The 13,194-nt window shown below is 56.4% G+C and carries 16 protein-coding genes; 11 read left to right on the forward strand and 5 right to left on the reverse strand.

Annotated elements, in window-relative coordinates; all coding sequences use genetic code 11:
* Window positions 1-198: 198 nt before the first annotated feature.
* From EYC95_RS13630 to EYC95_RS13655, 6 genes are all read left to right on the forward strand, one after another.
* Window positions 199-618, forward strand: coding sequence for a cysteine hydrolase family protein (locus EYC95_RS13630; protein WP_131060816.1), 420 nt, complete (start codon window positions 199-201; stop codon window positions 616-618).
* Window positions 619-851: 233 nt separating this feature from the next.
* On the forward strand, window positions 852-1,295 hold the full coding sequence (locus EYC95_RS13635; protein ID WP_131060817.1) for a Panacea domain-containing protein: 444 nt from the start codon (window positions 852-854) through the stop codon (window positions 1,293-1,295).
* Between the two features lie 12 nt (window positions 1,296-1,307).
* Complete coding sequence (locus tag EYC95_RS13640; RefSeq protein ID WP_131060818.1) at window positions 1,308-1,718, forward strand: hypothetical protein; 411 nt, start codon at window positions 1,308-1,310, stop codon at window positions 1,716-1,718.
* A 64-nt stretch (window positions 1,719-1,782) separates the two neighbouring features.
* Window positions 1,783-2,706 (forward strand): hypothetical protein, encoded by a 924-nt coding sequence (locus tag EYC95_RS13645; protein ID WP_131060819.1) that lies wholly within the window; start codon window positions 1,783-1,785, stop codon window positions 2,704-2,706.
* Window positions 2,707-3,091: 385 nt separating this feature from the next.
* Window positions 3,092-3,463: a DUF6124 family protein gene (locus tag EYC95_RS13650; protein ID WP_131060820.1), complete on the forward strand. Its 372-nt coding sequence runs from the start codon at window positions 3,092-3,094 to the stop codon at window positions 3,461-3,463.
* Window positions 3,464-3,498: 35 nt separating this feature from the next.
* Window positions 3,499-3,753 (forward strand): hypothetical protein, encoded by a 255-nt coding sequence (locus tag EYC95_RS13655; protein WP_090175784.1) that lies wholly within the window; start codon window positions 3,499-3,501, stop codon window positions 3,751-3,753.
* Window positions 3,754-3,806: 53 nt separating this feature from the next.
* Here the strand turns inward: EYC95_RS13655 and EYC95_RS13660 are convergent, their stop codons facing one another.
* The 5 genes from EYC95_RS13660 to EYC95_RS13680 all read right to left on the reverse strand — a co-directional run bounded on the left by EYC95_RS13660 (window position 3,807) and on the right by EYC95_RS13680 (window position 7,797).
* Entirely contained in the window at window positions 3,807-4,709 is a 903-nt protein-coding gene (locus EYC95_RS13660; RefSeq protein ID WP_131060821.1) for a nucleotidyl transferase AbiEii/AbiGii toxin family protein, read from the reverse strand.
* The gene (abiEi, locus tag EYC95_RS13665) at window positions 4,696-5,265 is read right to left on the reverse strand and encodes a type IV toxin-antitoxin system AbiEi family antitoxin (protein ID WP_131060822.1); all 570 of its coding nucleotides are present in this window, start codon (window positions 5,263-5,265) and stop codon (window positions 4,696-4,698) included. The genes EYC95_RS13660 and abiEi overlap by 14 nt, the downstream gene beginning before the upstream one ends.
* 96 nt (window positions 5,266-5,361) lie before the next feature.
* Window positions 5,362-6,561 carry a type II toxin-antitoxin system HipA family toxin gene (locus EYC95_RS13670; protein ID WP_131060823.1) on the reverse strand — a complete coding sequence of 400 codons (1,200 nt, stop codon included), beginning with the start codon at window positions 6,559-6,561 and terminating at the stop codon, window positions 5,362-5,364.
* Entirely contained in the window at window positions 6,558-6,809 is a 252-nt protein-coding gene (locus EYC95_RS13675; RefSeq protein WP_131060824.1) for a helix-turn-helix transcriptional regulator, read from the reverse strand. Before EYC95_RS13675 ends, EYC95_RS13670 begins: the two co-directional genes overlap by 4 nt.
* Window positions 6,810-6,867: 58 nt before the next feature.
* Complete coding sequence (locus EYC95_RS13680; protein WP_131060825.1) at window positions 6,868-7,797, reverse strand: YeeE/YedE thiosulfate transporter family protein; 930 nt, start codon at window positions 7,795-7,797, stop codon at window positions 6,868-6,870.
* Window positions 7,798-7,931: 134 nt separating this feature from the next.
* Between EYC95_RS13680 and EYC95_RS13685 the strand changes: the two genes are divergently transcribed.
* The 5 genes from EYC95_RS13685 to rimJ all read left to right on the forward strand — a co-directional run bounded on the left by EYC95_RS13685 (window position 7,932) and on the right by rimJ (window position 13,145).
* Window positions 7,932-9,338, forward strand: coding sequence for a DUF2252 domain-containing protein (locus EYC95_RS13685; protein WP_131060826.1), 1,407 nt, complete (start codon window positions 7,932-7,934; stop codon window positions 9,336-9,338).
* A 241-nt stretch (window positions 9,339-9,579) separates the two neighbouring features.
* Complete coding sequence (locus EYC95_RS13690; RefSeq protein ID WP_256656955.1) at window positions 9,580-10,014, forward strand: hypothetical protein; 435 nt, start codon at window positions 9,580-9,582, stop codon at window positions 10,012-10,014.
* Complete coding sequence (locus EYC95_RS13695; RefSeq protein ID WP_131060827.1) at window positions 10,011-11,468, forward strand: ATPase domain-containing protein; 1,458 nt, start codon at window positions 10,011-10,013, stop codon at window positions 11,466-11,468. The genes EYC95_RS13690 and EYC95_RS13695 overlap by 4 nt, the downstream gene beginning before the upstream one ends.
* Window positions 11,469-11,477: 9 nt before the next feature.
* Complete coding sequence (locus EYC95_RS13700; protein WP_131060828.1) at window positions 11,478-12,500, forward strand: sensor histidine kinase KdpD; 1,023 nt, start codon at window positions 11,478-11,480, stop codon at window positions 12,498-12,500.
* A 57-nt stretch (window positions 12,501-12,557) separates the two neighbouring features.
* The gene (rimJ, locus tag EYC95_RS13705) at window positions 12,558-13,145 is read left to right on the forward strand and encodes a ribosomal protein S5-alanine N-acetyltransferase (protein ID WP_131060829.1); all 588 of its coding nucleotides are present in this window, start codon (window positions 12,558-12,560) and stop codon (window positions 13,143-13,145) included.
* Window positions 13,146-13,194 lie beyond the last annotated feature (49 nt).

Below are 13,194 nucleotides of genomic sequence, written 5' to 3' on the forward strand. Positions count from 1 at the left end.
GATTTTATGGCGCAAGGCCACCAAAACGCGGCCGATAATGGGAGATCAAATGGGCACTGTCAATACTTTGTCTAATTTATCGCCGAGCGGTATTTCGCCCTATAAACCGTCACTTATTTGACGACATTTATTAACTACAGGCTGTCATACAATTGCCATTCCAGACCGTCAAACTGCGTCTAGACCGGAACTCTCGCCATGTCTCAAGCCCTCCTCATCATCGACGTCCAACCCAGCTTTTCCCCACCGCAATGGCTCATCGACGGCATCCGGAAAATCATCGGCAGCCTGCCTAGCGTCGCCACTGTTGAACGTCACGACGAATCAAAAACACCCTTTGAGAAACAACTTGGATGGCACCCTGCTTCGGACGATGACAGCCTGATCGAGGCGGATCGCTTCTTTATCAAGCACGCTTATGCGCCTTCCCTTGAGTCCATTGAGTATTTGAAAAGATTGAAGGTCGATCGCGTGTTGGTGTGCGGGCTTCAGACCGAGACCTGGGGCCTTGCGACAGGGTTTGCATTGTTTAATGCGGGGTCGCAGCCGACGTTGATTACGGATTTGACGGTGGGGTCATCGCTGGATCGGACGGGGGCGTTGGGGGTGAGGCTTTAGGAGCATTTTAAGCACACGGTGAGATTAAATGAGGTGTCGCGCCTTTAGATTTGGTGGCGCCTGGTCCTGCGCTGCACAGATACAAAATACTGTATTTACATACAGCACATCGAGAGCTAAGGTGACTCAATTGACCGCTCAATTGACTTCACCCAAGTCAAGCGGATAATCGGCGACCGCTTAGCAATCGCTATGCTATACACGTTCATTTACAGGATTGACCAGGAGGTCATATGGCCAGCTCTATCGACGCAGCGAAATTTTTCCTCGCCCAAGCGAATGAAGATGCAGGCGATCTTGTGTCGAACCTGAAGCTTCAAAAACTTGTGTATTACGCACAAGGATTTCATCTCGCAGTCTTCGACAGACCTCTTTTTGACGATCAAATCGAGGCATGGACTCATGGCCCGGTTGTGCCATCTGTTTATCATCACTACAAGCAGCATGGCAGTGGCAGCATTCCTTTCCCGGCCGACTTCGATGCAAGCGTTTTCTCTGCGGAACAAATGGATCTGCTAAACGAAGTCCAGAAGATTTATGGTCAGTACTCTGCTTGGCGCCTGCGAGAGTTGACCCATGAAGAAACGCCATGGAAGAACAACTTCAAGCCTGGTGCTGTGAGCCTCGAGATTCCAGTGGAAGAGATGCGCACGTTCTTCAAGGGATTAGTCAAATAAGGAAGTGGGCTGATGGGGCATCTCAAGGATAGAGCACTAAAGCAAAGTCAGGTTTTGAAGGGTCGCTCGGAGCCTGCCGACAATCCGGACTTGAAGCCTCCGGTTTTCTCGTTTGAGTATTTGCAACAAGGCTATTGCGTCAGTGACTGCTCATCTGAAGAGCGCGGCGGTGTGCTTGGCAAAATTCGCGTGCTAAGCCAGCTCACTTGGCAGCAGCTCAGACAAGCACCAAGACACGGCCTGGGCTACGAAATAATCGATCGATCCTCCCTCAAGTCTGCAGTTCCACTCGTCGTTACAGAGGATGTGCATCTCATCGCCTTTCGGGCAATTGGAAAGGCGCCGATGGTGGGGTTTCGGTTCGGTAGAATCTTCCATGTTCTTTGGGTAGATCGGGCATTTACGCTTTACGATCACGGCTGATTAGCTTTTCATCGGGTCAGGTATTACGCCAAAGTAACTCGCTCCTTTCTTTCGGGAAGATGAAATGAATATCGGGCTCATAGCCGTCTTGGCTGCCATGCTTTCTATGTCTGTACAGGCCGCCGCCGAGGTCTCCCCTCGTGTCGAGCAGGTCCCGTTCGACAAGGGCACCGATGCCGTCGAGATCAAACAGTCCATCCAGGGCCGGCTCACTGCGCAATACCGTGTGAGTGCGAGGGCAGGCCAGATGCTGACCGTCGACCTCAAGCCTTCCAACACGTCTGCCTACTTCAATATCATCGCCAAAGGCGCGGACTATGCGCTGTTTAACGGCTCAATCATGGGCAACCATTTCATGGGGCCGTTGCCCGTCGACGGCGAATACACGGTTCAGGTGTACCTCATGCGCAATGCCGCACGGCGAAATGAGGTGGCGAACTACAGCCTTTCGTTGAACCTCAGCCCCTCTGATACCTCGGACAGCACTCAGCCGTTTGACCAGACGCTTGAATTGCAGGGCATTCGTTTTCATGTGACAGGGGAATGGGTCGACGGAAACCCTGCCGTGCGCATCTCGCCTCATGGGCTTGAGGTCGATAATTCGGATATCACCCGGTCGCTGACCGGCAACATCGTCCGGGCGGAAGTCGCGGACCTTGATCAGGATGGTTCGCCGGAGATTTACGTCTTCGTCAGATCCCCTGGGCGTGGGTTGCCGGGGGAGCTGGTTGCGTATGCGGCCAATCGCAAGAAATCGCTGAGCGAGATTTATCTTCCGGTTGTTAGCGAGAATGCGAAAGCAGCGGAGGGTTATCAGGGTGAGGATGAGTTTGCTGTGGTGGAGAATACGTTGGTGCGGCGGTTTCCGGTTTATGAGAGTGCGGATGCTGGGGCGGGAAGGACGGGGAAGATGCGGCAGGTTCGGTATCGGTTGGTGGCTGGGGAGGCTGGGTGGGTTTTGCGGGGGGATGGGGTTACGGAGTATTGAGGAAATCAGATCAGGCATAACACCAAAATCGATATGCCCCCTGAGCAGCTACTTATTTTTGTAGGACCGTAGTCCCTGTCCTAGGAAACTTCCCGCAACTCGTATCGACTTTCATTCACTGGCGGAAGCGGTTCTGCGTCGATAGCCTTCCGGTGTCGCTGCAAATCAGCGATCGGCTTTGACAGGCTGACAACCAGAAACTTTCACTCTTCCTGATAAAACGGCATCCTTGCGCGTGTGCAGTTTTTTCATGGCGGCTGTGCGTGGGGCATCTTCGGATGCACCGGTTTCTGGTTTGCCGGTCTGTCAACCCGCGTATGGCTGCCACCCTTCCCTGTTTGACAGCAGGGGCATGGCAGCTCCCTTTGCAAACCGGAGATACACCATGAAAAAACACAGCCCAAATCCGCCAGACTCGGCAACAGAGTCTCCTGATTTATCGGATCTCGCCAAAACCATCGAACGCATCATCAGCGCCCGCCTCCGTAACCCAAACCACCCCGATCCCATCAGCCACATCTTCACCATCCTCCCCGACGTCGACACGCCAACCCTGCTCGCTCACGCCTGCGAAACCCTGGCCTCACTCAACGTCATGACCACCGACCTCGCCTGCGATCTCGAAGGCTCGCGCCGCAACGTGGCACTGGCGATTCAGCAGTTGGCGGTGCTGGCCGAACTGTTGGTAAACCGAGCGCTGGACAACCTCGACCCGCCCGATGGCGTGTCCGAAGTTCCGTCCGCCAGCCACCACTGAGTGGTTGCGCTCTTTTACCCAATGGAGGTTTTGTCATGGATCGATACATGCCTGTCACCGGCATCGACTGCACCATCGCGTCGCTGTTGATCGACACTGAAGCACCGCTGGACGTACTGCACGAAACTGCGGCTTACCGCATCCGCACCGCGACTCAATTACTGGAGAGCTTTGCTGTGAGCGAGGGGGTTCACAGTGAATTGGCGCGAGTGTTGGTGACATCACTGCGCGATGGTTGCGATTTGATGGATGTCGTCGGCCGACGATTGCAGGCGCAGGTTTCGGCATAGAAAAAAAATGGGCGACCTCACTGAGATCGCCCATTTTTTATGACTGCTGGACTTTACATCTTGAAACCAAAACCCGGAACGCTCTCAGCTCCGGCCAACGCGTTCTCCGTTGTCACATACAACTCACGTATATGCCCAACCAAAAACGTCCAGAACGCCGGTTCATTAACGGTTTGCGCGACCAGTTCTCCTGGCAGGAACCGACTCATCTCCTTGCGAAACTCGAGCACAACTTTCGGATCAGCATCGAGCAGTTCCGAACGCTCCTTGAACAGCTTCAAGAACTCATCCTGTTCACAGTGATGATCGGTCAGTTTCTTCCCAATCAAATTCAGTTGCGGCGTTACACCCTGCTGACGCAGCCAGACCAAGTCCCAGAGATCCCGGTTCTTGATTCGGTTAGGACGCAGAGCGAAAGCCACTATTTTGTCGGCATAGATTTCTTCGCGTGTTTCTGCCTGCAAGATCAGACCACTTGTTCCCATGTCGACGCCATATGGATTGAGCAGCAACATGGGTTGTGGCTGATAACTCGGAATGGAACACACATCGATGTTGATGCGCTGCGCCGGAAGGTCTTTGCGCCCGGGCCGGGTCTGAACCTTCAGCTTCCAGGTATCGACATTCCCCTCCTCACGGACAGGCTCACCGACTTCAACCTCAAGGCCATATTTGGTTTTCAGCGTTGAGACAAGAACGTGAGCGAGCGCAGTCAGACTCTCGCGATTGAAGTCAGCGCCACCGGTGAAATACAGATCCTCGCTCAAGCGGTTTGAGCCGTAGCAGGCACGCAAGCAGGTTCCGCCGATGAAGGTCAGTTTGGCGAGCATGCCGGCAGAACTCAGTGCGAGCATGATGTCGTGGTGCAGCAATTCCTTTTCCACCACGACGCGCAATGGCGCCAGATCCTGTTTGTTTTTAAGTGCCTCATCTACCATTTCATCAAACAAACTCATTGGCGACGCTCCAATCGATCAAATCCATGTTTCGTTTCGCGACCTTCATGTCCCGCAATGCTTGTAGCGGTGTTGCCCGCCATAGGCGGCAACGCGCGTCATAGTGAACCTGGCCAACCAGGTGCTGAGGTTTCTGGCGGGTGTGCACGAATTCGATGGTGCCCCAGCGCCCGCATGAAAGGGTGCTGCTGCGACCAGAAGACATCAGCGTGATCCAGTTGATGGGGATTTGAGAGATGACGCCGCTATCGCTCAATGCCGTTTCAAGGCTGATGTAGTTGAACTCCTTGGCACGTAGCCTGGCAGCGGCGTGAAACAGCACCAATCCGCTGGACGGTTTGGCCGCCTCAAACAGGTAAAGCCCTCTACACACTCGCGTCAGATGACCATCCGAGGCTGCGCGACTCAACAAGGTTTTGTAGGCACCTTCGGAAATATCGGGCACCACTCCCCGGAGATCGTTGGGAGTGAACAGGTAGCGTTCTTCGCTGGCCAGACGGGTCAGTTTTTGGAGAAGCCGCCCCATTGGCTGGGTGGATTTTGAGTGTGGATGCATACCCATGACTCTACAGAAGGTTTCACTTTGTGTAACTTACTGTTGAGTCGTTGAAAAAGCCATTATTCTTTTTTCGGCCGTAACCCGAAACAAGCATTACCCAAACGTCAGCGCAAACGGCGCCGCCGCTTGTTGAATGGCACTCACAACATGAGGTGCTCGCTCCCGATGCTGCGGGTAACGTTCAAGCACCACTTCAAGCGCAGTAAGCAAGTTCTGAATACGTTCATTGGGCTGTTCGATCTCACACGTACCTGCAAACTCCAGCAACCCTTGGCGAGACGCAAACAAAGACTTGTTACCCGCAAGATCCAGCGCCAATACATCCTCGGGGATATAGGCCGTAGTGTTGACGATGTCGTAAGCCGGTGCCAAGCGTGCATCGCGTTGCGTAGGTTCCGAGTAGAGCAAGCCAAAATTCTTCAGGTGAGCGTCACCGTTTCCGACGATGCAGCTCAAGGCAACGCTATCGAACAGTTGATCAAGGGAAGATCGCAGATGTTTAGCGGGGCAGAAGAGTCGTACCGCCTTGGCGATTGCCGCGTAGCTCTTGCTGTATTTCTGATCGGCCGAAAGCCCCATCAACGCGGCCATGTCTTCGAAACCGATCGGGTTTTGCTGATCATCTCGGTCAAAGCGCCGCATGACAAACAGCTGTGCATTATCGGACAGGAAAAACTCTGGAACGGGAATACCTGCTTCCTTGGCAATGGACATGCAAAGGAACTCGTTGACCGCCAGACCCGGAAACTCATCTCGACCACTTTTGATGATCAAGTCCGGGGTTTTTGAGGTGACTCGCGCGAAGGCAGTTTCCTGCTGCTCAGGCACTAACACTTTAGGTTGAACACCCGAAATGCCCGCCCGCAGGATGTAACGATCGAGCAGGTCAGAGAAGATATCTTCGGTACCGTCCCACGTCAGAATCTCATCGAGCCTTTCCCCGGGAAACTGCTGTCCGGCAAGCAAAGAATCGACCGTTTCTGAATGCACCTGAACCCGACCGATTGGCGAACTGCTACCAGACAATGCCAACAACAGCATCGGATCGACGTTCACGGTTTTAGCCAAGCGATTGCGTAATTGCTCCAGGACATAACCTTCCGGCAGGTTCATCTGGAAAATCGGGTGCAGGTCTCGGCGGCGAAACTCGTCGGGGCGTACAGGCATCGACAAACTGATTGCCATGGGGGGCAATGCATCTTCGTCATAGCGAAACAGGAAATCCTCAGCGCTGGTGAGGATGCTGCCGCTGCTCCCCTCTGGCGTGCTGACTTTAAGAGAAGTCATTTTCATTCGAACAGCCCCCCAAGCTCTTCAAGCGTCGGCATAGCCGCCGGAATGACCGCTAATTCGCAATCCAGCGCTGCCAGAATTCGCGCATAGGCGATCATTCCTACAGAAAGGGTCCCCTTCTCTACGGCAATGATTTTGTGTCGTGTCAGTCCTGCAAGCTCGGCAAGCTGAGCTTGCGTCAGGCCACGATTCATACGCTTTTCGCGTATTTGGTTGCCGAGGCGGGAAATTAGCAGAGCGTAATCCATGTGTAGTTACCGCAACATTGAAAGCCAAATGTAATGTATACGGCACATTAATGCCAACTCAACTTCTAGTTTCACGGATCCGCCCCCTCACCTGCTTCACACCAATCCCCACCAACATCCCCAATACAATCGCCCCCAACGGCACCGCGCCCACCCAAGTCATCGTCGGAAATACCAGCAAAATCTGCGAATCATTTCCACCCAGCATCATCGACGCACCAATCCCCATTAGCACCCCGGCCAGTAAATGCTTCCCCGCGACCCTCCATTCAAACCGCTGATAGTTGAACGTCCGTCGATGCAGCGTGTAACTGAGCATTCCCACCAAGAGCATGACGAACACCGCCACGCGCTGGCTGGTCAACGAGCTGTCGCCCGAGGCCCAGAACATCTGCGAGAGGTTGTAAAAGAACACGCTCGGGGTCCACAGCGGTTCGAAGGTGTAGAGGGCGCTGGTCAAGGCGCCCAGGAGCATGCTGGACAGCACCAGGTGTTTGTCGCCGTGAACGCGGATCAGGAAGAGTAGGGCCATCAGCACGATGACGATGGTCAGCCAGTATTGGTGGCTGGAGATCGTCGGCATTTGCAGGGTTTTGTGTTCGGTCAGCATGTTCAGGTGATACCAGAGGACGATCCCCACCACCCAGCCAACAATCGTGAAGGCTTTGCTGAGGTTGCCGCTGGCGAGCTTGGTGAGGGTGCCGACGCTGCAACCGTCGTTGAGCACCGAGGCGATGCCGAACAGCAACCCGCCCCCGACCAGCGACCCGTAGCCGACGTCAGGAACGAACAACGGCTGACTGACGCCAAACAGCCGGTAAAACGGTGCCAGTAACAGGCCGAACAGACCGCAAGAGATGAGCGACACAAACAGCGTCGGCCGGCGCCTGAGCAACAACCCGGTGGCATTGACCAGGCACATGCCCATGCGCTGGGACACCCAACCGATCAGGAAGGCCAGCAGCAGCGAAATCAGCAGTGAAAGCACAGGCCTCCTTGTTTCCGGACCCAGACATCGAACAGGTTGGTGAAGAATAGATTAGCCACAGACCAAACTTCGGGTGAACCCGCGAAGGCCTTCTACACTAAACCCGCATACGCCCCACCACCCAAAGAGCCCCCATGACCACCCTCAAAGACCGCTTGAAGCAAGGCAAGGATGCTCGCAAGAACTGCCCCCGCAATGCTCAAGCGTCAACGGGAAAGACAACCCGCGACCCGCTCCCGCTGATCAAAGCGTCGAGCGAAGGCCGGATCAAATCCCTGGTCGAATTACGCTACGGTCGAATGCTCGATTCCCCCTTCACTTTCTATCGCGGCAACGCGCTTTTGCAGGCCCACGATCTGGCCACCACACCGAACATGGGGCTGACATCGCCAATCTGCGGCGACTCCCACCTGATGAACTTCGGCGGTTTCGCCACGCCCGAACGCAATCTGCTGTTCAGCGTCCACGACTTCGACGAGGCCCATCCCGGCCCATGGGAGTGGGACGTTAAACGGCTGGTGGCAAGTATCGTGGTGGCCGCCCGCGACTTGCGTCATAGCGAAACAGTCGTAGAAACGGTCTGCCGCGAAGCGGTCGGCGCCTATCAGGAAACGATGCTTGAGTGCGCCGAACAAAGCGCTCTGGAAACCTGGTACGAGTCCATCCGTTACGACGACCTGCGCAAGCAGGCGAACAAAAAAACGCTCGAGCATATCGAACGCGCCATCGAAAAAGCCGAAGGTCGCTCCCATGCTGAACTGCTGCCGAAAATCAGCGAGCGTGACGCGCATGGTCGTCTGACTATTCGTGATGATCTGCCGGAAATTTTCCACCTGCACAAAAGCACTACGCTGCTGGACGCCGACGATGACTGGCTGCGCCTCTCGGATTGGCGGCCGATCTACGACGCCTTCATGCGCGAGTATCCAGGCACGCTGCAGGCTGACCGACGAGCGTTGTTTTCACGTTTTCATATTCAGGACATGGCCTTCAAAGTGGTGGGTGTGGGCAGCGTCGGCACTCGTTGCCTGGTGGCTCTGCTGACTGACGATCAGGAATTCCCGCTGTTTCTCCAATTCAAGGAAGCACGGCGCTCGGTGCTGGCCAATTACGTGAAGACAAAATCAAAAGAGCGGCACAACGGTCAGCGGGTGGTCGATGGTCAACGGCTGATGCAGGCGGCCAGTGATCTGTTCCTCGGTTGGACCACCGGCCCCAGCGGTCGACACTTCTATGTGAGGCAGTTGCGCGACATGAAAATCTCGGCCGAACTCGAGACCTTCGATGCGGACACCTTCGCGGAGTATGGACGCGTCTGTGGTCGCGCCCTCGCCCGCGCACATGCCAAATCATCCGGGCAGGCCGCGCAGATCAGCGGATACATCGGTAAAAGCGATGCTCTGGCCGACGCGCTGTTCAAGTATGCGAATAGCTACGCCAAACAGAATGAGCGCGACTTCGAACGCTTCCAGCAGGCCTGCCGCAAGGGCCGGTTGCGGGCACGTTCGGAGGCTGATTTCGCGGCTGACCATTTGCCGTAGGCGCTAACCCGGAGGTCCCCCTCCACATAAATTTTTCTTCACCCATCGCCCCTCTCCAACCGTTAAAGTGCGCTCGCTCATTCAAAAAACGACGGTTTGCCCGCCCTCCCGCGGGCGTTTTTTTGCCTTTTGATTGATTACCTGCAGGTTGTCATCCAAAAACCTGCGCCCTGATGCAAATCACACCCGGCCGCTTTATTGGGTGTAGCATGGATGTCTGTCCATCAGATATCAGTTAGCCATGTCCACGCTAAGCGAAGAGAGCCGCCAGATCGTAGCTTCTCTGGCGCACCGTGTTGGCCCCAATGCTGACATCGCAAGGATCGCGCAGGCGATCATTTCAACCTTGCAGGATATGGATGTAGCCCTCACGCCCATCATCGGCCCGCAGGGAGTTGCCGCGCTTTATCGCCGCAGCCTCCACCTGTGCGCCTCTACTCATCCGCGTTTAGCCGGCACCTACGACAAAGTGCCAGCCGGCATGGAGCTGACTGCCCTCAAGTCCGTAATCGTTGAGCAAAACGACGCCGATGCGCTGTTTTTCGGTGAAGTGTTGCTGACTACGTTTTACGAGCTGCTGACCACGCTCATCGGGCCCTCGCTTACCGAACGCTTGCTTCGTGGCATGTGGGAACCTTCTTTGAGCGACACCCCTTCGCAGGAAAATTCGCCATGAGCACCAAAGTGACTATCAACCGCCTGGCCACCGGCGTGCCAGGACTGGACGAGGTGCTGGGCGGGGGATTACCGGAGTTTTCGTTCAACCTGATCGCCGGCCCGCCTGGCTGTGGCAAAACCACCCTTGCGCATCAGATGATGTTCGCCCTGGCGACACCTGAGCGCCCGGCGCTGTTTTTTACCGTGCTGGGAGAGCCGCCGCTGAAGATGCTGCGCTATCAGCAGCAATTCGATTTTTTCGACAGCGAAGCGATCAACCATTCGATTCGCTACATCAACCTGGCCGACGACACCCTGGCGGGGAATCTGGACGAGGTGTTGCGGCGCATCGTCAGCGAGGTGGAGGCTCACTCTCCGGGGCTGGTGTTCGTCGATTCGTTCCGCTCCGTGGTACTGGCCAGTCAGACCCAGGACAACCCCAACAACAACCTGCCGCAGTTCGTTCAGCAACTGGGCATGTTGATGACCACCTGGCAGGCGACGACCTTTCTGATCGGCGAATACTTCACCGAAACCGACACCAACCCGATATTCACCGTGGCCGATGGCCTGATCTGGCTGCGCCAGAGCGTTCAGCGCAATTCCATGGTGCGCAAGATGGAAATCATGAAGATGCGCGGCCAGCCGACGTTGCCGGGGCTGCATACCTTCCGTATTGCTACGTCCGGGATCAAGGTCTTTGCACCTGCCTCCGCCAACCCGGTTGAAGCACCGCTGGAATTCCCGAGAAAACGCCTGAAAATGGGCGTGCCGCAACTCGATGAAATGCTCGGCGGCGGCCTGCCCCGGGGTTATTCCTTGTTGGTGGCCGGACCGTCGGGCTCGGGCAAAAGCATTCTGGCGTCAACCTTCCTGGCCGAAGGCGCGCGCAATGGCGAAACCGGCGTGATCGCGGTGTTTGAACAGCGGCCGAATCACACCCAGAACACAACCCTGGCGGGACTGATTGAGAGCGGACAAGTCGGCCTGGTGGACAGCCGTGCGCCGGACCTGTCCATCGACGAAATCGTGCATTTACTGCTCAGCGAGATCAGCCGACTGAAAGCCACCCGTGTGGTGATCGATTCATTGTCGGGTTTCGAACTGGCGCTGGCACCCACCTTCCGCGAAGACTTTCGCGAATCGCTGTCGCGCATGGTCACTGCACTGACCAGCATCGGAGTCAGTGTGTTGCTGACCTCGGAACTGGAAGACCGCTACACCGACCTGCGCTTCAGCCCCTACGGCACGGCGTTTCTCACCGACGCAATTATCGTCCAGCGCTATATTGAAGTGCAGAGCCGTTTGTTGCGCATCATGGCGGTGGTCAAGGTTCGGGCCAGCGCCCACTCCGATGAGTTGCGCCTGTACCGCATCGACAATAACGGCCTGCAGATCGGCGAAATGTTACCGGATCAGGAAGGATTACTGGGAGGCCGGCCAACCCGGCAGGTCAGCAAGGACGAGGTGTAAACCAAGACTATGACTGAGGCCAATGGCACGAACGCGCAAACGATGGCCTCGGCCGCTCGCGAGTTGTTCCTGCTCGGCCAGAAAACCGTCGAAGCGCGCGCGGTGCTGGCGGCGCTGAAAAAAGAATTGAGCGATACCAACAACCGGCTGGTGGATGCCCAGCAAATCGAGCAATTGGTCGAGGCCAATCAGCAATTGGTGCTGGCCATTCTGCTGGCGCAATCGGATGCGGAAAAACCCCAACGCTCGCAAGAAGAGCAGCGGCTGTTTCTGGAAATGCGCGAGGCCAACGCGCAATTGGTGATTGCGGCCCTCAGCGCGCAAAACCTGCAAGCCTCGGCAGAACATATGCTGGCGCAGCAACGCAACCTCCTCACGCTGGTCGCCCATGAACTGCGCAACCCGCTGACGCCCATCAGCATGATCGCCGGCCGGCTGGTGCGAGTGCCCAGTGAAGAGCTGCCGCGCATGCAGGCGTTAATCGAGAGCCAGGTGCAGCACATGACGCGACTGGTGGATGACCTGCTCGACGTGTCCCGCGCCAGCACCGGCAAGCTGCGCCTCGATTGCCGGATCGTCGACATGGTGCAGATCATCCACGAGGCCATCGATGTGTGCCGCCCGGTGATGAACACCCGACACCTGCACTTCACCGCCGAACTGCCCATGTGCGCGCTGTCGGTGAACGGCGACCCGGTGCGGCTCACGCAGATCCTCGGCAACCTGCTGGGCAATGCGGCCAAGTACACACCCGCGCAAGGCCATGTCACGCTGTCGGTCACGACCAGGGACAACGTGCTGGAGATGAGCATTTGCGATGACGGCATCGGCATTTCGGCTCAAGCCCTGCCGTTTATCTTCGAACCGTTTGTGCAAGACGTTCACGCCGTCGGTTTCAACGGTGCAGGCCTTGGCATTGGCCTGACGGTCGTTCGCGAACTGGTGGAAGCCCATGGCGGCAGGGTGATCGGCAGGAGCGACGGCGACGGCAAAGGCAGCACCTTTATCGTGACGTTGCCGTTGGCGGTTTGAGTTTTCCCGTTGGCCACGTAATGCTTGCGCTACGATCCCCACGAACCGGAGCGCCCTATGCCGTTGTTGTCCCTGCCCTGTAAACGCTTGACGCTGGCGGTGCTCGAACCTGAACAGGCGGCACTGGAAAGCGACTTCTACCGACGCAACCAAAGGCACCTCGCCCGGTGGTCGCCGATTCGCCCTACCGATTACCACAGCCCTGAAAACATCCGTCCGCGCCTTGAGGTGCAAGCCAGCGCTTTGCTGGCGGGCCTGGCAGTGCATTTCGCGCTGCTGGACCCGGACAACGGCCAGATGATCGGCGCCTGCAACTTCAGCGGTATCACTCGCGGGGCGTTTCAGGCCTGCTATCTCGGTTACCACATCGACGAATCCCATCAGGGCCAGGGCCTGATGCAGGAAGCACTGGAAGCGGGCATCGGCTACATGTTCGATGAGCAGAAACTGCACCGGATCATGGCCAATTACATCCCCGGCAATGAGCGCAGTGCACGTTTGCTGGAGCGCCTGGGATTTGAACGTGAGGGCTATGCCAAGGCCTACCTGAGTATCGCCGGGCGCTGGCAGGATCATGTGTTGACGGCGTTGATCAATGACCGCTTTGAAGCCCCGGAGCAGCGCTGGTCCAGACGTCTCTCGTAATACTCGCAGGCCGTTCACAATTCGTTAAGCATTCGCCCCGTATGCTCGA

The organism is Pseudomonas sp. BGI-2 (assembly GCF_004310295.1).
GTDB lineage: Bacteria > Pseudomonadota > Gammaproteobacteria > Pseudomonadales > Pseudomonadaceae > Aquipseudomonas.